The sequence below is a fragment of the Bacillus paralicheniformis genome (assembly GCF_002993925.1).
GTDB classification, from domain to species: Bacteria; Bacillota; Bacilli; order Bacillales; family Bacillaceae; genus Bacillus; species Bacillus paralicheniformis.
In genome coordinates this window covers 747,048-768,579 of the sequence record NZ_CP023665.1, presented here as the reverse complement: position 1 = coordinate 768,579, position 21,532 = coordinate 747,048, and the positions used below count along the sequence as shown (strand labels likewise).

Sequence of the window (21,532 nt, the reverse complement as noted above, 5' to 3'; positions counted from 1 at the left end):
TAGACCCCCGCCTGTTAAAGCGGGCGGTCTATTCTACGCTAAGCCTAAACGTTCAAAAATGTAGTCGACGTTTTTCAAGTGGTAATTGTAATCAAAGCAGTCGTTAATTTGTTCCGGAGACAGTCGGGACGTAATTTTTTCCTCAGCCTCGACAAGCTGGCGGAACGGCACTTGTTTCTCCCATGCTTCCATCGCTTTCGGCTGAACGGTGTCATACGCTTCTTCACGCGCCATGCCGGTATCAATGAGAGCGAGAAGAACGCGCTGAGAGTAGATCAATCCGAGTGTACGGTCCATGTTGCGCTTCATGTTTTCAGGGAACACGGTCAAGTTTTTCACAATGTTGCCAAAGCGATTCAACATGTAGTTCAGCGCGATCGTCGCATCAGGCAGAATGATGCGCTCTGCTGATGAATGCGAAATGTCGCGTTCATGCCAAAGCGGTACATTTTCATAGGCGGTCAGCATGTAGCCGCGGATGACGCGCGCCATTCCCGTCATGTTTTCCGAACCGATCGGATTGCGTTTATGCGGCATGGCAGAAGAACCTTTTTGGCCTTTTGCGAAAAATTCTTCGACTTCGCGGGTTTCGCTTTTTTGGAGGCCGCGGATCTCAACGGCGAATTTCTCGATGCTTGTCGCAACTAGCGCCAGTGCAGCCATATAATCGGCGTGGCGGTCGCGCTGCAGCGTCTGTGTTGAAATCGGCGCCGGTTTTAAGCCGAGCTTCTCACATACGTACTGCTCGACGAATGGATCGATGTTCGCGTACGTTCCGACTGCGCCTGAAATTTTACCGACTTCGATGCCTTCTTTCGCCTGCTTGAAGCGTTCCAGGTTGCGCTTCATTTCTTCATACCAAAGGGCGAGCTTCAAGCCAAATGTCGTCGGTTCTGCATGCACGCCGTGTGTGCGTCCCATCATGACCGTATATTTATGTTCCTTTGCTTTTTCTTTCAAGATGTCAACAAATCTCTCAATGTCCTTGAGCAAAATATCGTTCGCCTGTTTTAATAGATAGGAAAGAGCGGTATCGACCACATCTGTTGATGTCAGTCCGTAGTGCACCCATTTTTTCTCTTCGCCAAGCGTTTCCGATACGGCGCGGGTAAATGCGACGACATCGTGGCGCGTGTCCTGCTCGATTTCAAAGATGCGGTTGATGTCAAACGACGCTTTTTCCCGTAAAACCTTCACATCTTCTTTCGGAATGACGCCGAGCTCAGCCCAAGCTTCACAAGCCAGTATTTCAACCTCCAGCCATGCTTGGAATCTGTTTTCATCCGTCCAAATCGCAGCCATTTCCGGTCTTGAATAACGTTCGATCATTGTTTTCGTCCTCCATCTCTTTCAATCCACTTTTCTGTCATCTTCCCGATCCATTCATTGTCGGGTGTTCTTAAAAATGTGATATGCCCCATTTTGCGGCCCGGTTTGACTTCATGCTTTCCGTATATATAAAGCTTCGCTTCTTTTAATAGTTCGGGATCTTCTTCAGCCATGTACACTTCATCTCCGAGAAGGTTTACCATCATTCCTTCCTTCAGAAGGTCCGTTTTGCCGAGCGGCAGTCCGCAGACAGCACGGATATGCTGTTCAAACTGGCTCGTTTCGCAAAGATCAAGGGTGTAATGGCCAGAATTATGCGGCCGCGGCGCTAGCTCATTGACGAGAAGTTCGCCGTCTTCTTTCAGGAAAAGCTCAACGGCCAGTGTTCCGACAAGCTGAAGCTTTTCGGCAAGCCTGAGGGCAAGTGCTGCCGCTTGTTCCTGAACCGCTTCATCGGCCCGTGCCGGGACGATGCTCTGGAATAAAATATTTTGTTTATGGATGTTCTCTGCCGCCGGAAAAACGGTTGTCTCTCCGTGAACCGATCTCGTCACGATCACCGACAATTCCATTTTGAAAGGAACCCAGCTTTCCAAAATGCATGTGCCGTGCTGTAAAAGTGCTGCGGCTTCCCCGATTTGTGCTTGTTGTTTCAGGACGTACTGCCCTTTTCCGTCATACCCGCCGCGGCAAGTTTTCAGCACCGCCGGAAGACCGAGCTCCGCTACGGATGCTTCCAGTTCCGTTCGGTCGTGAATGATTCGGTACGGGGCGACTTTGCAGCCCGCTGATTCAATCGCTTTTTTCTCGGTTTCCCTGTTTTGCGTAAGGAGCAACAGCTCGCTCCCTTGCGGAAGGTAAGCGTGCTCTTTCAGCCAGTTCAGCGCATCATAATCGATGTTTTCGAATTCATAAGTAATCACATCGCTCGCTTCGGCAAGCTTCCGTATCGCTTCGCGATCATTATAAGCAGCCGTAATTTCAAGGTCTGCGACCTGTCCGCACGGTGATGAAGGGACAGGGTCAACAACAGCGATTTTATAGCCCATTTGTTTGGCCGCGACCGCCATCATTTTGCCAAGCTGTCCGCCTCCGATAATGCCGATTGTCGCTCCCGGAAAAATCGTTTGTTTATACAAGCTGATCACTGCTTTCCAACACGGTTTTTCTGATGCTTTCCCTTCGTTCATCCAATCTTCCGGCAAGCTTTTCGTCAAAAGCAGACAAAATCTGCGCCGCAAGCAGTCCGGCGTTGACCGCTCCCGCTTTCCCGATGGCAACGGTCGCAACGGGTACACCGCCCGGCATTTGAACGATTGAAAGCAACGAATCGAGACCATTCAGCGCTTTTGACTGAACCGGCACACCGATGACGGGCAGCGTCGTTTTGGCTGCGACCATTCCCGGCAGGTGAGCGGCTCCGCCCGCTCCGGCAATGATGACTTTCAAGCCTCTTTCCCGCGCCGTTTCGGCATATTCGAACATTAAATCAGGCGTCCGATGTGCGGAGACGACCTTTTTTTCGTACGGAATTCCCAGTTCATCGAGGATGCCGCAGGCATGTTTCATCGTTTCCCAGTCAGATGTGCTTCCCATGATAACACCAAGAAGAGGCTGCATATCTTTTTGTCCCACCTTTAGCTGTTATTCTTCGCATATAAAAAGCCCGGCATGTATTGCATTTGTAGGAAGCAACACAAACCGGGCATGGCGCGTGTATCGTCAGTTAGTCCGCTTCTCGCGATCTCCATGTCAGTTTATTGTCCACTTTCCTGCATAGTCCGATGATTTACGGTCATCGGGTAGAGACTTATGGGCCATATTCCCAAGATTATATGAGGATGTGTTTTCATGTCATGTTTATCTTAACAACGGACTGTGATAATGTCAACGACATTATCGAACGATAGTATATTTTGTTGTTCTAATGTTCGGGTTTAGAGTAATTTCCCTTCGAATATAATTTTTCTTCCGCACGGAACAACCTGAATCGTTCCATTTTCCTTTGTTTCTTTGAAGACCGGCTCCTCCATTCGACGCACCGGTGTATAGCCTTCTTCCTGCATCTTCGTCAACACGGATTCGATCGTTTCGCCTTCCGTTACTTCAAAGCGCTTTTTTTTCGGCTTTGTCATTATTCTTTAATTCTCCTTTTCTTTACGGCTTTCACCCAGAATCCGCCGTGTATCGTCTTCGGTTCATAGGAAATGATAAATGCTTTTGAATCGATTGATTTAATCGTTTCGTACAGCTGCAGTTCGTATTTTCTCGGCGTCAAAATCTGCATCGCCGTTCTGTCTCCCTCAAGTCCGCCGACGACCCAGTGGGTGACGCCGTAGCCTTTTTCCCTGAGCTGTTTCGGCAAATCCAAATCAAGCTCTTTCGTAATGGCGTTAACGGTAATATAGCCCAAAGCGAGCTTTTCTTCAATTTTCGTGCCGACGATGATTCCGATTCCAAATCCGACCGCGTAAGCAATCACGTTTTGGATTTGATTTAAATTATCTAGAACGAGCCCCAGCCCGACGACGTAGACAAGCATTTCGATTGTCCCGATAAAAGCGGCGAGATACCGCTGGCCTTTAAGAGTCAGTATCATTCGAAGGGTTAAAAACGTTACGTATATAATATTGATAACCAGAATAATTCCAACCATGATCACACCATTCAATAGTGCTGAGTGAAGCAATTGAAATCCCTCCTTTAGATGCAAAGCAATCATATTCTACTAGAGAAATTCTCCATACACAATCCTGTAATGGCCCTGCTTCACCACAAAATTTTTCGACATTGCTCACTCCCATCAGTTTACCCTTTTTCTACCGGTTTCAAAGCATTGAAACGCAATTAAAAAAGACGTTCAAATGAACGTCTTTCAGAGCTGGTGCTTATGATCCCGCTGACGATCTCCAACGGATTCGCTCAGTTTGCGGTGCTCCTTTTCCAAATCGCTCAGCGTATATGACGAGAGGTCTTTCAAATTGTCCAGCCGCCCTGATTTTGCAAGCTGCCTGATTAAATACTCCTTTTTTTGTTTTACAGCTTTTCGAAGAAAGTTAGCCATCGATCACTCCCCCATCCGTTCGTATGATTGGTTACAATATAATACATATTATTCTTATGAGTCAACTCAGAATTAATGTTAAGAAAAAACCGGTTCTTCTTAAAGAACCGGCTGTATCTCCTTATACAGGGATAAGCGACGACAACAAGTATCCGCCTACCAGCTTCCATGTTGCCGCAACGAATACCAATTCAAGCAAAAAGACGGTAAACACACAGTACATCAGGTCAAACCGCGCTTTTTCGCTTTTTTCATAAATCGATTGAATCAGCGTAAAAGTCCCGAATGTCAATCCCATAAAGATGACGATCGAGAGAATCACCGTCGCGGCCGTGAAGTTGATAATCGCGAATATCATCCACAAAGCGGCGGCGACGATAAACGGAACCAATAGAGAACCGTACTTTGCCGTGATATCGAAAAATGAAACTTTATACCTGAGCATAAAATTCGATACAACCCAGCTCGATGCTGCCATCCAAAACATGAAAGCCATGCAATAGATAAACACAACCAAAAACACTTCCAGGAACGGCACTGACACGCCGAACCCGAGAATTCTCCCCCTGCCCGCAAGCAGCTGATAAAAGTTGCCGAGCGAAAAGAAAACAGCTAAAAGCGTCATTGAAATAACGGAATACTTAAAATAAGACCGGTCAAAATCAAGTGCGCTGCGCACCGGGGATTTTAAAATATCGAGCACAAAGCTGAAATAGCGGAACAAAGCGGCAATCACGCTCTCCATCACCGATTTGACTTTCGCCGCAGACGGATTCGTCTCCTTGCTTTTCTTCGCTTTTTTCCGGGAATTCCTCGACATCCTCGAAGCAGGTTCTTCTATATCATCTTCATTTCGTTTGTGATGTTCTTCAATCATATAAGCAACTCCTATTCTATTCAAAAGCTTTACATAAATGAAAAGCACTTTTATAAATTACATAAGCTGTGTGAAACAGTCAAGACAAACCTCTTTTTATCATAGATGCGGCAGCCCTTATATATGACGAAAAACGAAGGCGGAAGGTTCCGTTTTTAATGATTTGAAAATAAAAAAGGCTTGTCCAAATGAACAAGCCTTTTTCGCACAGCACACCTTATTTCAAGAAAATGAAATAAAGAATGAATACAACAGCCAATCCGTACATAATCGGATGGATCTCTTTTGCTTTGCCTTTAAAGATCATCGTGATCGGGTAGAAAATAAATCCGATCGCGATTCCGGTGGCGATGCTGTATGTCAGCGGCATCGCGATCATCGTGAAGAATGCTGGCACCGCAATCTCAAACTTCGTCCAGTCGATTTTGTTGAGATTCGCCACCATCAGCACGCCGACGATGATTAAAGCAGGCGCCGTCACTTGCGAAGTGATAACGCTGAGGACAGGCGAGAAGAACAGCGACAGCAAGAACAAAGCGCCTGTTACGATCGCCGCAAAACCGCTTCTCGCTCCGGCCGCTACCCCGGCACTTGACTCAACATAAGCGGTCGTAGTCGATGTACCAAGGATCGCTCCGGCAACAGTTGCGGAAGAATCGGCAAGCAAAGCCCTGCCAGCGCGCGGCAGTTTGTTATCCTTCATCAAACCGGCTTGTGATGCAACCCCCACCAATGTACCGGCCGTATCAAAAAAGTCGACGAATAAAAACGTTAAAATAACGACAAGCATCTGCACCGAAAAGATATCGTGAAGGTGGATAAAGGCTTGTCCAAATGTCGGTGCAAGGCTGGGAACAGCACCGACAATTTTGTCAGGAACATCAATCTGACCGAAGATCATGCCGACAATCGCCGTGAGCAGCATACCGAAGAAAATGCCGCCGTTCACGCGCAATACCATTAAAATGACAGTAATGATCAGTCCGAAAACAGTCAAAAGAACGGGACCTGAATGAATATTTCCAAACGACACAATGGTATCCGGGTTGGATACGACGATTTTGGAGCCCTGCAAACCGACGAAAGCGATAAACAGACCAATTCCCGCACCGACAGCCATTTTCAGCTCATAAGGAATCGAATTGATAATTTTTTCCCTCAAACCGGACAGCGAAAGAGCGATAAAAATTAGTCCGGAAACCATAACGCCGGAAAGGGCCGTCTGCCATGGAATCTGCATGTTCAGAATAACGGAGAATGCAAAGAATGCGTTAAGCCCCATTCCGGGCGCAAGGGCGATCGGATACTTCGCAAGAAGCCCCATGATAAAACAGCCGACAGCTGCTGAAACCGCTGTTGCCGTAAAGACCGCGCTTTGATCCATTCTCAATGCATCCGGGAAATTTTCCACCGACGCCAGAGAAAGGGTAAGCGGGTTGACGATCAAAATATATGCCATGGACAAAAATGTGGTAAGTCCGCCGATCATTTCTCTCCGATAGTTTGTACCCAATTCTTCAAACTGAAAGTAACGCTTCAAAATGGTATACTCCTCTCGTTTGTCTGTCGCTTTTATTGTTTCAAAAACCTTTGCTTTTAAACAAAAAACGCCCCAATTGGCGGGACGCTTGACTACGGCATATTTCATACTGAAAAAATGTTTTTTTCACGGACAAAATATTGTATACAAGCGTAGTCAAGCTATTTACGGTAGCTTGGTAGAAACTTATGGGCCATATCCCCATGATTATACGACAAGTCTTTTTTGAATTACTATACTATTGTAGCAATATCTAACGCTGAACACAATACAAAAAAACGAACATTAATGATTTTAATGTTCGTTTCGTTCGTTGTTTTTTCCAGATTCTGACCGTGGTCTGCAGCGGGTTAATTCCCTGTTTTCTTCAATTCAATCAAGTGCACCTTGTGATCATTGAAATAAAATTCAAGCACCACGTCTCTTTTTTTATCCTGATATTGTATTCCGGTTTCATACCCTTCGACAAACCAAAGCTCTTTATATTCTTTTCCATATACCACTGTTTGAAGTGTATCGTTGATTTTGATGCCTTTTGCAATAGTCACGGTTTGAGCGGAAGAAATATTGAACAATAGCACAATTTTCTCCTGTTTATCTATTTCTGCTTTTACGCCTGACATATTTTTGGCTTTATATTCCACAACCCCTGTTCCACTTTTTACAAATCGATGGTCATTTTTAACGCTGTCGCCGATTTTTAAGCCTGCAATACTCTCGTTTTCCAGACTGACGGATGTAAAGTTCACCGTTGCAGCAAAATAAAAAATGAACGCAAGTACGGCGAACAGACAGAGGACGCCTGATAAGGCCATTCGGGAAATTATTTTTTTCTTGAGCAGAAACAGAGCTGTTGCGGTGATGAAAGCAATGAATATAACTGATTCCTCTCCAAATAAAAAACGCCCCAGCCTCATAAAGGCTGGGGCATTTGTCTTATTCCCACTCGATTGTTGCAGGCGGCTTGCTCGTAATGTCGTAAACCACACGGTTAATGTGCTTCACTTCATTGACGATCCGTGTCGAGATTGTCTCAAGGACATCCCAAGGAATTCTCGCCCAGTCGGATGTCATGCCGTCAATCGATGTCACGGCGCGAATGCCGATCGTATAGTCATAAGTTCTTGCGTCTCCCATGACGCCGACGCTGCGGATATCAGGAAGAACAGTGAAGTATTGCCAAATATCTTTTTCAAGATCAGCTTTGGCGATTTCTTCGCGGAGAATCGCATCGGATTCGCGGACGATTTCAAGCTTTTCATCCGTCACTTCTCCAAGAACGCGGATGCCGAGGCCTGGACCCGGGAACGGCTGGCGCCAAACGATTTCGTCAGGAATGCCGAGCTCGGTACCGAGCGCACGCACTTCGTCTTTGAAGAGCGTATTCAGCGGTTCGATCAGTTCAAACTGCATGTCTTCCGGAAGTCCGCCGACATTGTGATGCGATTTGATCGTCTGAGCTGTCGCTGTTCCGCTCTCGATAATGTCGGTGTAAAGCGTTCCCTGTGCAAGGAAGTCAATACCTTTCAGTTTTTCCGCTTCATCGTCAAACACGTAGATAAACTCATTACCGATGATTTTACGTTTTTGCTCAGGGTCTGAGACGCCTTTAAGCTTGTTCAGGAATCGGTCTTTCGCATCAACTTTGATCACGTTCATGTTGAAGCCTTCACTGAACGTCTTCATCACGCCTTCTGCTTCGCCTTTTCGAAGGAGCCCGTGGTCTACGAAAATACAAGTAAGCTGGTCGCCGATCGCTTTATGGATCAAGACCGCAACGACAGAGGAGTCAACCCCTCCGCTCAAGGCGCACAGCACTTGCTTATCGCCGACTGTTTCGCGGATTTTCTGCATTTCAATCTCAATAAAGTTTTCCATTGACCATTCGCCGGCACATTCACAAACACCGAAAACGAAGTTTTTCAAAAGGTCGTTTCCGTATTCTGAATGGCGGACTTCCGGATGGAATTGTACGCCGTACCATTTCTTATCCTTCTTGCTCATTGCTGAATTCGGGCAATGATGGCTTGTCGCATCAACGGTAAAGCCTTCTGGAACTTCAACAACTAGATCACCATGACTCATCCAGACGACCTGTTCGTTTGGAAGATCTTTAAACAGATCCGGTTCACCCTCGATATGAATGTTCGCTTTTCCGTATTCGCGCTGGCTCGCCGCTTCTACTTTTCCGCCAAGGTAATGCGTCATCAGCTGCATGCCGTAGCAAATGCCAAGAACAGGGATATCCAGTTCGAAAATCTTTTCGTCGCAGCGGAAAGATCCTTCGTCATAAACGCTGTTCGGACCGCCGGACAAAATAATTCCTTTCGGATTCATTTCTTTAATTTCCTCTGCCGTCAACGTATGAGGATGCAATTCACTGTATACACCAAACTCACGAATGCGGCGGGTAATCAGCTGGTTGTACTGACTTCCAAAATCCAACACAAGAATCATTTCATTTACTAACTTCGTCATGGTGTCACCTCTTTATCAAATTGTCTTTTTGCACAGAAAAAATGGCGGCAGACACACAGCCGTCCTGCCCCCATTCACGGGACAAGGCCCGGCTTGTCCGATAGATAAGCCGCCGAGCCTGCCAGCAAGAATATATAAGGGTTTTTAATATTCACTTATTCTAACAATACGACTGAAAGCGGTCAAGACTATCTCTTTTTAATTAAATTTTCCCATAACTCCGCCGAATCATTCCACAGCTTTGCGGCGTCTTCCTTTCGATACAAAGCCCGTTCATATTGCCGGGTCAAAGCTGTCATTTCACCGTTTTGAAAGCGTTCATCAACCGTCTTCGCAAACTCGCGCAGCGTCTGCCCTTCTTCTTTTTGCATGCCTTGGCGCTTCAGCTGGCGGAGCAGCTCTTCGTAAGCTTTGAAGAAAACCGCGCCATCACGCCGTTTTTTCAGCCTGTTGATGATGATGTGCGGCATCCATTTTGCCCTTGTAAAGTAAAGCACCGCTGTCAACGCCAGCAACAGACCGAGTACGGCCGCACCAGTCAAAAGGGTACGGTCTGCATCCCCGCTGCCGGCATGAGAACCGCCATTGGCATCACGCTTTGTCTGAGGTTCGGGCTTCTCTTTGTTGTCTTGTTCTTTTACATCCTGCGGACGCTGACCTCCGGCGTTTTTCTTATCATCTTCTTTTTTATCAGAAGCCGCGCCAGATTGCCGGCCGCTGGACTCTTCAACGAGCTGCTCCGGATTTAAAAAGCCTTTCGTCGGTTCAAACGTAACCCAGCCTTGTCCTTCAAAGTACACTTCAACCCAGGAATGGGCATTGTTGTTTGTCACCTCGTAAATCGTCCGTTTCCGGTCTGCCGTCGTTCCTGCATATTCACCGGATGTATAGCCTTTCACCCAGCGGGCCGGTATTCCGGCCGACCGCAGCAGCACGATCATAGCTGTGGAAAAATTGTCGCAGTAGCCGATTTTCGTCTCAAATAAGAACTGATCGACATAATCCTGCTCTCCTTTAGGAACAGCCACATCTTCCGTTTCATAAGAAAACTCGGAAGAACCGAGATACTTCTCAATCGCTTTCGCTTTGTCATATATATTATCTTCGTCTTTCGTTAAATCGTGCGCCAATGTTTTCACGCGGTCGGGAAGGGAAGTGGGAAGCTGCAGATACTTCTCATGGCTTCTGCTCCATTTTCCCTCCGACTCAAAGCTGACCTTCCTCAGCTGATCAACATCAAAGACGGGTGATTTATAGGTGGCCGAATAGCTTTCCAGGTTCTGAATGTCCGCGCCTGTCTTGCCGGCCGGTTTTATTTTCTCTGTGTTTAAGTTCATGCGGAGCGGCACAAAGAAATTGTTGAGCTTGATTTCAGTCGTCCCAATCGGATACAGGACGTGATCGTACCGATAAGCCGGATCGATATCGACGATCGCTTTGCGCGTTTCGGTCTTCACGCCTTCGTCGTACCACTGGTAATCCAGCTCACCCTTGTCAAGCTGGATGGACGCGCCCGTTTTTTCGTCTTCAATCCAGCCTTTACCTGTATAGCGGCTTTTCGTTTCCACCCTGAAATAGCTTCGTTCATTTCCCTGCCACGTAAATACCCATGTATCGTCTTTTGAAAATGGCCCGCCCAATGCCTCATCATTCGTTCCATAGCCGACTTTGCTTTTGCCTGAGGAAGCAAAATCGCCTGTCGCAGCCGTCTGCAGAAACGGCACCGGATCAGGCCAGACGGGATCGGCTTTCGGCGAGACCGCGCCGATGCAAACGGCGGCGGCAGTCATCAATAAGAGCGGTGTAAACCATTTGGCAAACCGCGATCTTGAGGATTTTAACGCTTCTGATTCCCTGATCCGTTCCAAATACAGCAGGCCGAGAAGCAAAAAGCCGATCAGCACGATCCGGACGATCGCATATGATGCGTCAAACGGCGTAAATGTATCGATCACCGCGATATAAACAACGGTCATGATAAAAAAGAATAAAATTCTGCGCTGATAGATCACCCAGTAATGCAGCAAGTATACAAGCAGCCAAAGAAGGACGTAAAAGAGCAGCGTCCGAAACAACGGCGACATATCCCGCCACATGCCGGAGAAAATATAGGAGAAATTTTGATTTAAATCCTGAAAAAGCAGGGCAATCCATGAAGGTGAAAACACCGATCCTTCGTAAAAAATCGTGTGCAGCGCAAACAGAACGAAGCCAAGGCTGACCGGAAATCTGATAAACCAAGGGACCTTAAAAAATGTAAGCAAGAATACTAAGGCAATAAACAAAATAAAAAAGACGGTGTGCCCCGTATCAGTAAAATACTGCAAAGGACGCAGCCATTCCCACAGCAGCAAAAAGGTTAGGACATAAAAAAGCAATAAACCGAAACTGTTTCTTTTTCCCCCGGACAACATTTTCTCACCTCGCTTCAGCAAAACCCCGGGAAAAATGTTCCCCGTAAATGACGTTCACTTCAATCCCCCGCGCTTTTAATTGTTGGACAGCGGCGCTTTCCTCACTTGAGAGAGCTCCGCCTTTTTTCTTCACCAAACAAATGACGGGCAGTCCGCCGGATAGCGGTTTCTTCAAAACCTGCACCAATTCGTTGGTAATGCGGCTTGTCACAATATATTTAACGGCTTTTCTCATATCGGGATGGCCAAATTCCCCCTCCAGCAGACTGTGAAACGGCTGGACCGCATCGCAATCGGCAAGCGCCAAGTAGTAAAACAGCTTTCTCAGATGCTCCTCCCCTTGCCGAACCGGGAAGACATTCCGCTCTTTTCCTGTGGAAACAAGCCCTGCATTCGTCCCGCTCCTCATGGCAGAACGAATGATAGAAGCGGTAAACGCGACGATCTCTTCAAAAGCATCAGAGGGAGACTGATCCATGAAGACGAGCAGGTCATCCCCTTTCGTCTGCTCAAATTCCTTCGTCATCAGCTGGCTGCGCCGTGCTGACGTCTTCCAGTCGACCCATGCAAACCGGTCACCCGGCTGGTATTCCCTGATACCTGATGCCAGTGTGCTGTCCTTTCGGCGAAGCTCTGAAACGCGGCCTGCATGTTCATCATAAGAGCTTCCGCTGGCGCGGAAAGTAATCTCTTGATAGGAAGGCAGAACGAGAAAGGAGTCTTCCAATTGAATCTCGCATTCTCTTTCCAGCAGTCCGAGCGGATCACCTGTGCGGACCCTGATTTTTGCTAAACGGTGGTCTCCTCTCGGGACCGAATTGATCGTGTACGTCATCTTAATTTCTTTTTTAAACCAAGGAAAGAGAAACTGTTTGGCTTCTGCCGAACGCCCGTTTCTCCCCAGCGAATCAGGCAGACAGTCTTCCACGATCATAAACATGATCGGAAAGGGCCATTTTCTCTTTAGCACGACAAAAGCCTCCAATTGATCACCGGCTTTATACTGCCCGCGGCTCAGCCTCCGCTCCGCTGTCATGTTCTTCAGCGGATAAAAGGCAAGCATGAAAGCATAAAGCACAAAGGGAAGAAATGAGTAGAACAAAAACCAGCTGACAAATCCCCCTTGAAACATCGCATAGCAAAACGTTGAAGCAAACAGAAGAAACACGATACACAGCTTCCATCCGTACTTCACAAGACCGATGCGCTCTCTCATCAGTTGCTCATCGGCCTTCTGACCGGAACTTCCGTTTTTGACATAATGTCCTGAAGAACAGCTTCAGGCCGCTTTCCTTCAAATTTCGCCTCTGACCGTAGAATCATTCTGTGTGCAAGGGTAAAAGGTGCCAAATACTGAATATCATCAGGAATGACATAATCACGGTTATATAAAAATGCAAACGCCTGAGCAGCCTTCATCAAGGCGATTGAGCCGCGCGGACTCACGCCGAGATAAACGGCGGAATGACTCCTCGTTTTTTGGGCGATCTCAACAATGTATTCTTTAATCGCAGCGTCTACATACACCTTTTCAGCCTCTTTTTGAAATGCGGCAAGCTCTTCTTTCTCTATGACAGGCTCAACTTCCTCAATCGGGCTGCGGTTTTCCTGAAGATCGAGCACTTGAAGCTCTTCGCGCACTGTCGGATATCCCATTCTCAGCTTGAATAAAAAGCGGTCAAGCTGAGCTTCCGGCAGCGGATATGTCCCTTCATACTCGACGGGGTTTTGCGTGGCCATTACAAAAAAAGGTTTTGAAAGCGGCATTGTCACGCCGTCTACTGTCACACTTCCTTCTTCCATCGCTTCCAGAAGCGCCGACTGCGTTTTCGGCGACGTTCTGTTGATTTCATCTGCGAGAATGATATCTCCCATAATCGGGCCTGAACGGTATTCAAACTCCAGTGTTTTCGGATTATATATGGAAACGCCTGTTACATCTGAAGGCAGTAAATCTGGCGTAAACTGGATTCTCTTAAATTCAGCGCCGGTTGACTTTGCCAGGGCGCGAACCATCATCGTCTTTCCGACGCCTGGAACGTCTTCCAGCAGGACGTGTCCGTTTGCAAGAATGGCAGTCAGGCTTAAAACGGCAATATCTTTCTTTCCTACCATTACTTTGTCAATATTATCAGCTACTTTTCCCAAAACGGGATGCAGCGTTTCTTCGTATGCCATCCTCTTCCTCCTCATTGCTGACGAATCGAATTTATTTAACTTTACCATAAACGATGTACTCTCAGAAAACAACTAACTGGAGGAAAATAGAGTTTTGTCTTTTTTTATTTCGAATTTCAGAGTGAAAAACAAAAAAAGCGGTCAATGACCGCTTCTTATTTTTCTCCAGATGGCTCGATGTGAACATGGGAATGAACGATCGAGTGTTCCTCCTGCATTCTTCTCTCAATTTCATCGGCGATATCATGGCTTTCTGCAATGTTGAGGTCGGATCTCACTTCCACGATGATTTCCACGTGGATGGTGCTGCCCAAATAACGCGCTTTAACATCTTTGATTTTGCCGACGCCGGGAACTTTCCGAATCGTTTCTTTATACGTTGAAATATGTTTAATATCGAATCCGTCCGTCAAAGAATGGGCCGCCTCTTTAAAAATCCCCCAAGCCGTTTTGCAGATGATCAATCCGATGATAAATGCGGCTGCCGTATCGACCCAGGCAAGGTTAAATTGCGAAGCAAAGATGCCTGCGAACGTTCCGATGCTGACATAGGCATCTGATTTATTATCGGCGGCGGCTGCATAGAGGGCATGGCTGTTTACCTTTTTTGCCAGCCTTTTATTGTAGAGGAAAACCAAAAACATCACGACGGCACTGCCTGCCGCCGTCCAAGCCGCAATCATGTCCGGTGTCGTTTCTTTCGGATTAAACAGCATTTCACCCGAGCTGTACAGCACTTCAAGACCGACCACCATCATGATAAATGAAGCGATCATCGAGGCGATCGTCTCAGCGCGGAAATGTCCGTACGGATGGTCTTCATCAGGCGGCTTCTGAGAAATCCTGAGGCCGATCAGCACCGCTACTGAGGCGATAATATCTGTTGTATTGTTCAGTCCGTCGGCTCTGAGGGCTTCGGAGTGAAATAGAAGCCCGACGGCCAATTTAACAGCCGACAGTACAATGTAAGCGATGATGCTGACCCATGCCCCGGTTTCACCTTTTTTTAATTCATCATACCGTTCCATAAAAAGCTTCCTTTCCCATCCGTGTTTTCGCTTTTAATCATACAAAGCAAAACTTGAGTGAGTCTATAGAAACATGATTCACTTCTTGCAGAAATATAGTCAGAGTAGAACTTTTTTTATTTAAGGAAACAAATTTCAGTTGGGTCAAAACCGGTAAAACCCGCTCTGTATAAGGATTTTGCGAAAACCTCAATTTATTCACGCTGCATAGGATTAAAAGGTCGGTATCTTCTTTCTGAATATTTTTTCTTTAGTTCCCCTGCATGATTCTTCTAAAAAACATTAAACAAACCCAAAATTTAAACGATATTAAAAAAAGTCGAAAATAGTCCTTAAAACTCTGACAATATAAAATAATAGTAAAATAGTCACGAAAAATTTATGGACTTTTTTCCTTTTTTGGATTAATATGTTTTAGACATTATGACATAGCTTATAAGGGGGACATTACATGTCAGAACAAACGAATTTTCAAGCCCCTGTCAAACGTACAGCAGAATTTGTACTGGGGTTACTAGGCGGTATTTTCGGGATTTTTGCAGGATTTTCAGGTTTATTATTCGGAGGATTAGGCGCCGCTTTAGAAGCGGATGGCGCCGGAGAAGTTATCGGATCTTCCTGGGCGGTTATTTTGCTGTCTGCACTGGCCATCGTCGGTGCATGTATCGTAAAAAAACATACTAAATTAGCGGGTACTTTTTATATCGCGGCTGCAATAGGAGGAACTGTCGGCGTCAGCCTGGCATATATCGTTCCGCTTATTCTGCTATTAATCGGCGGATGTAAAGCATTGTTCAGCGGCGAGAATAAAGGCCTTGTCTTTAAAAAATGGTGGTTCTATGTCACGATTATTGGATCCATCGTATTCGTCATGATATTCGCTTCAAGCGGCTCTTCTTCTCAAGAAAGCAAATCGTCCGGTAGCAGTGCAAAGACGACAGCCGCAAAAACTAGCGAAGAAAAAAGCAATGACGATGCCAAAGAAGAAAAAACTGAATTTGGTTTAAATGAAACAGCTGATCTGGATGGCACCCAAATCACAGTGACCAACGTTAAAAAATCGATGGGCAATAAATTTATCAAACCAAAAAAAGGTAATGAATATGTGATTGTAACAGTTAACATAGAAAATAAAAGCGATAAAGATATTTCTTACAACCCGCTTGATTTTCAAATTCAAAACGAAGATGGACAAATTACGCATAATACTTATGCACTTTCAGATGATAACCAATTATCATCTGGAAATCTGACAAAAGACGGTAAGGTTTCTGGAACTATCGCTTTTCAGACAAAAAAGAGCAAAACATATAAAGTTATTTTCACTTCTAATTTTTGGAATGATGAAAAAATCACTTTTAACCTTCAATAATTCAAAAAAACTTGCAAAGTCTCCTTTGCAAGTTTTTTAATTGCATTTCTTCCGCCCAAGCACGATCGGATACCGGTTCAATAAAAAGATGCAAGGCACCATAACAAGCAATGTCACACCGGTGTAAAGCGCGCTCCATAACAGGGAACCGTATGTCTCATCAAGGGAAACCTGGGTAAAGTAGTAGACGACGGCTTTCAGCATCCTGATGACCGGGTAGTGCAGTACGAGAATGATCAGCGAGTTTTTGCCGAGGAATTGGAGTAGCTTCATTTTTTCGAGTTTAAAACTGCTGAAAATGACGCCTGCCGTTCCCAGAAATGAGGTCAGATAAAAGACCGCCATGTTTCCATACTCATTGGCCCTCATATCCACTCTGACGTTCAGGGTCTGTAAAAAGCCGACCGCGATGAATAAGAGAAGCGCTGGCAGCAGCGTTCTTCTGTCTCTCATCTCCCTCAGGCTATTTCTCGACAGAAAACCGGCCGAATAAAATACGATGGCGGTCAAGGCCACTTCAATATTCCACGGCAGCTTGATGCCCACAAATTGATCATTCAAATAGCCCAAGGCGGCCGACACCATTACGGCAATGACGATAAACAGCCTTCCTTTCCCCCATCTCTTCACGATAAAAAAAAGCATTTCAACGAGGAATAAGCATGTTAAAAACCAGAGCGCCGGGTTGTGTGTCAGCATGTAGTCATCAGGCATCGAATAAAAAATGCCTTTAAACGGTACAACCGGATCGACATTCGAACTCCCGGTAAACGTAAAATGCCTCTCAACGAGAACCCAGAATAAATAGGCAAGAACGGAAAAAATGAAGTACGGCAAAAGAAGCGTCTTTATTTTTTTAAGAAGAAATGATGTAAAAGTCATCTTCCCATCATGGTAAACGAGGCCGGACAGAAAGAAAAACAGCGGCATATGAAATGCGAAAATGAACGTTTTCAGCCAATCCGGCGTCGGTGTATGGCCCAACACGACCAATATAATTCCCACGCCCTTCGAAACATCAATCCACTCTATTCTTTTCTGCAATACGGGTATCTCCTTTCAGACCGCTTCGCCCCATAAGAAAGGGTTTACACATAATGTATCATCATCCCCGCCTTTCTTCCTCCGCGAAGCATGCCTTAAGGCGATTTTTAATCGTTAGGAAATATTCTGTTCATCTTCTTGTCATGATCGATTCTTTTTTTTAACATTCTCAGCACAAATTACATTTCTTATTCTCATCATGAGGAACCAGACCATGCAACCCGTCTTATAATGTAATGATCTTTTCATTAGAACAAAAGAGGACAGGTGAAACATGAAACTTGAAAAATTCGTTGACAAACTCCCCATTCCGAAAGTGCTTAAACCCCACAGCAAAAGCAAGGAAATGACCTATTATGAAGTCACGATGAAAGAATTTCAGCAGCAGCTCCACCGCGATCTGCCGCCGACCCGGCTGTTTGGATATAACGGGGTCTATCCCGGCCCCACCTTTGAAGTGCAAAAACACGAAAAAGTCGCGGTCAAATGGTTGAATAAGCTTCCGGATCATCATTTTCTCCCCGTCGACCATACAATTCATGACGACGGCCATCATGAACATGAAGTCAAAACGGTCGTTCATTTGCATGGAGGCCGGACACCGCCTGATAGCGACGGTTACCCGGAAGCCTGGTACACTAAAGATTTTCAAGTCAAAGGCCCTTTTTTTGAAAGGGAGGTGTATGAATATCCGAATGAGCAGGATTCTACGGCTCTCTGGTATCACGATCATGCAATGGCCATCACAAGGCTGAATGTATATGCGGGGCTTGTCGGTTTATATTTTATCCGCGACAGGGAAGAGCGGTCATTGAACTTGCCGAAGGGAGAATATGAAATTCCGCTCTTGATTCAGGATAAGTCCTTTCATGAAGATGGTTCATTGTTTTATCCGCGGCAGCCTGACAACCCTTCGCCGGATCTTCCCGACCCGTCGATTGTTCCGGCTTTTTGCGGTGATACCATTTTAGTCAACGGCAAGGTATGGCCTTATGATGAACTGGAACCTCGAAAATACCGTTTTCGGATACTGAACGCCTCCAATACGAGAATCTTTGAGCTGTATTTCGATCATGACATCACATTTCACCAAATCGGCACGGACGGTGGTCTTCTGCAGCATCCGGTTAAAGTCAATGAACTGGTGATCGCACCGGCTGAAAGATGCGATATCATCGTTGATTTTTCACGAGCTGAAGGAAAAACCGTGACATTGAAAAACCGGATCGGCTGCGGCGGACAAGACGCGGATCCCGATACAGATGCCGACATCATGCAATTCCGCATCTCAAAACCATTGAAGCAAAAAGATACAAGTTCATTGCCGAGAATATTGAGAAAACGCCCATTTTACCGGAGACACAAGATCAATACCCTTAGAAATCTGTCGTTGGGCGCGTCCCTTGACCAATATGGAAGACCTGTTCTGCTTTTAAACAACACAAAATGGCATGAACCGGTAACTGAAACTCCCGCCCTCGGCAGCACTGAGATCTGGTCGATCATCAATGCCGGAAGAGCGATCCATCCGATCCATTTACATCTTGTCCAATTTTTGATTCTCGACCACCGGCCGTTTGATATCGAACAGTATCAGGAAAACGGAGAACTAGTCTTTACAGGTCCGGCAGCTCCACCGGCACAGAATGAAAAGGGGCTGAAAGACACCGTCAAAGTACCTCCTGGCTCGGTGACGCGGATTATCGCAACCTTCGCGCCGTACAGCGGCAGATATGTGTGGCACTGCCACATTCTGGAGCACGAAGATTACGATATGATGCGCCCTCTTGAAGTAACGGATATTCGTCATCAATAAGAAAAAGCCTCCGCATTTGGAGGCTTTTAAAAAAGCACAAATCATCAAAAAAACCATCGCTTGATCCTGTACAATAAGATCATCAAATCGTAAAGGCTGTGGATGAATATGGATGATTACGAAAGAATTCAAAACGCGGTTCATTTTATCGAAGAACACCTTCAAAACGATTTAAACATTACGGATATTGCGGCTAAATCATGTTTCTCCCCATTTCATTTTCAAAGGCTTTTTCAGGCGATCTCCGGTTTTTCCGTTTATCAGTACATTCGCAACCGGCGTCTGTCTGAAGCTGCGCTTCTGCTTGAGAAAACGGACCGTTCCATTCTCGATATCGCAATCGATTTTGGCTATGGCTCACAGGAAGCTTTCGGCAGGGCATTCTCACAGTATTTCGGCATCACTCCGGCCAAGTACCGCAAAGCAAAGGTCAAGCTTGATTTTCAAACCAAAATGAATTTTCTCGAATATAAAGAAAGGATGACTGGAGATATGAACATCCCAAAGCCGCACATCACTCATTTAAACGATATACATATGATCGGATATGAGTACCGGACAAATTTAAACGAGGAAAAGTATTTCGATGATATCCCGAAATTCTACAACGATTTCGGCAGAAATGGATACTTTATGCAAATCCCTCAAAAAACAGATCCGAATATGTGTTACGGGCTGTCATGCCGCTTCCAGGATGACGGTGGTTTCTCATTTATCATCGGGGAAGCCGTTCGCGAAACAGCAGCCGGAGAAGTGCCGGAGCCGCTTATGTATATGAAAATTCCCGGCGGCAAATACGCCGTATTTCATGTGAACGGATCGACCGAATCCGTGCAGAACACAAGAAGATACATCTATGGATCATGGCTGATGAATACCAATTACGAGAGAACAGAAGGACCGGACTTTGAAGTGACTGATGTGTGCCGTTCGGTGCCGCCGAACGAGATGAAGATGACTATCTATATTCCGCTTCTGTAAAAACGCCGGGGAACCTTCTGACCACAGGTTCCCCGATTCACTTTTATATCGATTTAAGCGCCTCGGCGGGCGTTTGATCACCCGAAACCAAATCGAATGAACGCCGGAATGTATGCTCTTCGGTGAGCGCCGCCAAGATGGTATCAGCCACATCTTCTCGCGGAATCGTTCTGCGCTCAAGGTTTTCCGCCGCTTTCACCCGGCCTGTACCCGGTTCGTTTAACAGGCCTCCCGGACGGATAATCGTGTAGTTTAATCCGCTGCCTTCAAGAATCCGATCCGCATAATGTTTGGCGACATAATACGGCTTTAACGCTTCACTCCAATTTTCACGGCGGTGTGCCTGCAATGTGCTGACCATAATAAAACGGCGGATGCCCGCTTTTTCGGCAGCTTCGATCGTTTTAACCGCCCCATCCAAATCCACCAAAAGCGTTTTATCAGCGCCCGTTTTGCCGCCTGAGCCGGCGGTAAAGACAATCGCGTCGCAGCCTTTCGCCGCTTCTGCGATGCTTTCCACAGTGCCTTCTAAATTAGCGAGCGCGGTTTCTGTTCCCGATTGTTTCAAAGCCTGCGCCTGCTCTTCGTTTCTCACCATTGCTCTGACTTGATGTTCATCGCTCTCATTCAAGCTTTTCGTCAAGCGGCGCCCGATTTGTCCGTTCGCCCCCACTACAAAAACTTTCATCTGTTCATCCTCCTTGTTGTCCAGTTTCTTTTTTCATTATTTCACTGTACAGACAATGTTTCAAACCGCCCGCTCGCCAAAATGCGCGAATGCTAAAAAGGCTCCCCATTATGATCGTAGGCAGCCTTTCAGATTATTGATAAAATAGGTCGGACTTTTATAACCTGCCCTATTTTTATCCAATTCATTCTGTTTTCTGGTGATGAGAACCATTCAAGTCAAGCTTGCCGGATTTTCGAGATTTTGGCAGCAAAAGCGTTAAACGTAAATTCACCTTTTCTCCGCGGGCCGAAAATAACCAACCTCTCTCCTATTCGAAAAAAACTCGCGCTGATGACAGTCCGGATTTTTCATGCCTAAAGCCACAAGTATGTTGCCAGTGCCAATAAAAGCAAATAAAGCCCGGCAATGAAACGAAACACACCCTTTTTTTCAGAAAAAGGAGGGTTGATTAACATTACAATAATAGTGGGCGCGAATAATACAATGAGAAAATATTTGTATTCTATAAAAAACGTACACACGGAAAGAAGAATAGAGATATAGAAAACTGCGATAAAACCACTTCCAAACTTTTTCTTCAGTTCTAGCAGCTTATCTCTCTGTTGTGTATTAAACATAATGACCTCCTATCAGAATTTATGTCAATCATCGCAGCAACAACGTAAGAATTGAAAATAAAAAAATCAAGATTACTCCTTAGAAAAGCTGAAACCTCTGATT

General features: G+C 45.9%; 20 protein-coding genes, 1 pseudogene and 2 riboswitches. Of the genes and pseudogenes, 4 read left to right on the top strand and 17 right to left on the bottom strand.

The window, feature by feature from the left end; genetic code table 11:
• Positions 1 to 33: 33 nt before the first annotated feature.
• The 14 genes from purB to CP943_RS03865 all read right to left on the bottom strand — a co-directional run bounded on the left by purB (position 34) and on the right by CP943_RS03865 (position 14,908).
• The gene (purB, locus tag CP943_RS03930; RefSeq protein WP_020450435.1) at positions 34 to 1,329 is read right to left on the bottom strand and encodes an adenylosuccinate lyase; all 1,296 of its coding nucleotides are present in this window, start codon (positions 1,327 to 1,329) and stop codon (positions 34 to 36) included.
• A complete protein-coding gene (gene purK, locus CP943_RS03925) occupies positions 1,326 to 2,468 on the bottom strand; it encodes a 5-(carboxyamino)imidazole ribonucleotide synthase (protein WP_080131558.1) in 1,143 nt (380 codons plus the stop codon). The genes purB and purK overlap by 4 nt, the downstream gene beginning before the upstream one ends.
• Positions 2,461 to 2,949: a 5-(carboxyamino)imidazole ribonucleotide mutase gene (gene purE, locus CP943_RS03920; protein ID WP_020450433.1), complete on the bottom strand. Its 489-nt coding sequence runs from the start codon at positions 2,947 to 2,949 to the stop codon at positions 2,461 to 2,463. The genes purK and purE overlap by 8 nt, the downstream gene beginning before the upstream one ends.
• A 136-nt stretch (positions 2,950 to 3,085) precedes the next feature.
• A riboswitch (purine riboswitch) is annotated at positions 3,086 to 3,188 on the bottom strand.
• A 78-nt stretch (positions 3,189 to 3,266) separates the two neighbouring features.
• The gene (locus tag CP943_RS03915; RefSeq protein ID WP_020450432.1) at positions 3,267 to 3,464 is read right to left on the bottom strand and encodes an NETI motif-containing protein; all 198 of its coding nucleotides are present in this window, start codon (positions 3,462 to 3,464) and stop codon (positions 3,267 to 3,269) included.
• Positions 3,464 to 4,051: a DUF2179 domain-containing protein gene (locus tag CP943_RS03910; protein WP_370510518.1), complete on the bottom strand. Its 588-nt coding sequence runs from the start codon at positions 4,049 to 4,051 to the stop codon at positions 3,464 to 3,466. Before CP943_RS03910 ends, CP943_RS03915 begins: the two co-directional genes overlap by 1 nt.
• A gap of 153 nt (positions 4,052 to 4,204) precedes the next feature.
• Positions 4,205 to 4,393, bottom strand: a complete 189-nt coding sequence (locus CP943_RS03905; RefSeq protein WP_020450431.1) for a hypothetical protein — start codon at positions 4,391 to 4,393, stop codon at positions 4,205 to 4,207.
• A 121-nt stretch (positions 4,394 to 4,514) separates the two neighbouring features.
• The gene (locus CP943_RS03900) at positions 4,515 to 5,270 is read right to left on the bottom strand and encodes a DUF6574 domain-containing protein (RefSeq protein WP_105980768.1); all 756 of its coding nucleotides are present in this window, start codon (positions 5,268 to 5,270) and stop codon (positions 4,515 to 4,517) included.
• 217 nt (positions 5,271 to 5,487) lie between these two features.
• Positions 5,488 to 6,810, bottom strand: a complete 1,323-nt coding sequence (locus CP943_RS03895; RefSeq protein ID WP_020450429.1) for an NCS2 family permease — start codon at positions 6,808 to 6,810, stop codon at positions 5,488 to 5,490.
• Between the two features lie 133 nt (positions 6,811 to 6,943).
• Positions 6,944 to 7,045: riboswitch (purine riboswitch) on the bottom strand.
• Between the two features lie 115 nt (positions 7,046 to 7,160).
• Positions 7,161 to 7,625, bottom strand: a complete 465-nt coding sequence (locus CP943_RS22265; RefSeq protein WP_158700702.1) for a hypothetical protein — start codon at positions 7,623 to 7,625, stop codon at positions 7,161 to 7,163.
• A gap of 121 nt (positions 7,626 to 7,746) precedes the next feature.
• A complete protein-coding gene (gene guaA / locus CP943_RS03885) occupies positions 7,747 to 9,288 on the bottom strand; it encodes a glutamine-hydrolyzing GMP synthase (RefSeq protein WP_020450427.1) in 1,542 nt (513 codons plus the stop codon).
• A gap of 188 nt (positions 9,289 to 9,476) precedes the next feature.
• Positions 9,477 to 11,702, bottom strand: a complete 2,226-nt coding sequence (locus tag CP943_RS03880; RefSeq protein ID WP_105980767.1) for a DUF4129 domain-containing transglutaminase family protein — start codon at positions 11,700 to 11,702, stop codon at positions 9,477 to 9,479.
• A 4-nt stretch (positions 11,703 to 11,706) separates the two neighbouring features.
• Positions 11,707 to 12,918, bottom strand: coding sequence for a DUF58 domain-containing protein (locus CP943_RS03875; protein WP_023855580.1), 1,212 nt, complete (start codon positions 12,916 to 12,918; stop codon positions 11,707 to 11,709).
• Positions 12,918 to 13,880, bottom strand: coding sequence for an AAA family ATPase (locus CP943_RS03870; protein WP_020450424.1), 963 nt, complete (start codon positions 13,878 to 13,880; stop codon positions 12,918 to 12,920). The genes CP943_RS03875 and CP943_RS03870 overlap by 1 nt, the downstream gene beginning before the upstream one ends.
• A 155-nt stretch (positions 13,881 to 14,035) precedes the next feature.
• Positions 14,036 to 14,908 carry a cation diffusion facilitator family transporter gene (locus CP943_RS03865; protein ID WP_020450423.1) on the bottom strand — a complete coding sequence of 291 codons (873 nt, stop codon included), beginning with the start codon at positions 14,906 to 14,908 and terminating at the stop codon, positions 14,036 to 14,038.
• Positions 14,909 to 15,359: 451 nt separating this feature from the next.
• Between CP943_RS03865 and CP943_RS03860 the strand changes: the two are divergent.
• Both CP943_RS03860 and CP943_RS03855 read left to right on the top strand, forming a co-directional pair.
• Positions 15,360 to 15,704, top strand: a pseudogene (locus CP943_RS03860) (DUF4064 domain-containing protein); the annotation flags it as partial.
• 75 nt (positions 15,705 to 15,779) lie between these two features.
• Positions 15,780 to 16,280, top strand: a complete 501-nt coding sequence (locus tag CP943_RS03855; protein WP_025810309.1) for a DUF4352 domain-containing protein — start codon at positions 15,780 to 15,782, stop codon at positions 16,278 to 16,280.
• A 36-nt stretch (positions 16,281 to 16,316) separates the two neighbouring features.
• Here CP943_RS03855 and CP943_RS03850 read toward each other — a convergent pair whose 3' ends face one another.
• Positions 16,317 to 17,324: an acyltransferase family protein gene (locus CP943_RS03850; protein ID WP_186440072.1), complete on the bottom strand. Its 1,008-nt coding sequence runs from the start codon at positions 17,322 to 17,324 to the stop codon at positions 16,317 to 16,319.
• A gap of 274 nt (positions 17,325 to 17,598) precedes the next feature.
• On the opposite strand from CP943_RS03850, the gene CP943_RS03845 reads away from it, so the two are divergent.
• Together CP943_RS03845 and CP943_RS03840 are read left to right on the top strand one after the other, a co-directional pair.
• The gene (locus tag CP943_RS03845) at positions 17,599 to 19,140 is read left to right on the top strand and encodes a multicopper oxidase family protein (protein WP_105980765.1); all 1,542 of its coding nucleotides are present in this window, start codon (positions 17,599 to 17,601) and stop codon (positions 19,138 to 19,140) included.
• Between the two features lie 108 nt (positions 19,141 to 19,248).
• Positions 19,249 to 20,121 carry an AraC family transcriptional regulator gene (locus CP943_RS03840; protein WP_256164349.1) on the top strand — a complete coding sequence of 291 codons (873 nt, stop codon included), beginning with the start codon at positions 19,249 to 19,251 and terminating at the stop codon, positions 20,119 to 20,121.
• A gap of 43 nt (positions 20,122 to 20,164) precedes the next feature.
• On the opposite strand, the gene CP943_RS03835 is transcribed toward CP943_RS03840, so the two are convergent.
• Complete coding sequence (locus CP943_RS03835; RefSeq protein WP_026578946.1) at positions 20,165 to 20,809, bottom strand: SDR family oxidoreductase; 645 nt, start codon at positions 20,807 to 20,809, stop codon at positions 20,165 to 20,167.
• Between the two features lie 356 nt (positions 20,810 to 21,165).
• A complete protein-coding gene (locus tag CP943_RS03830) occupies positions 21,166 to 21,429 on the bottom strand; it encodes a hypothetical protein (RefSeq protein ID WP_033155046.1) in 264 nt (87 codons plus the stop codon).
• Positions 21,430 to 21,532: the final 103 nt, after the last annotated feature.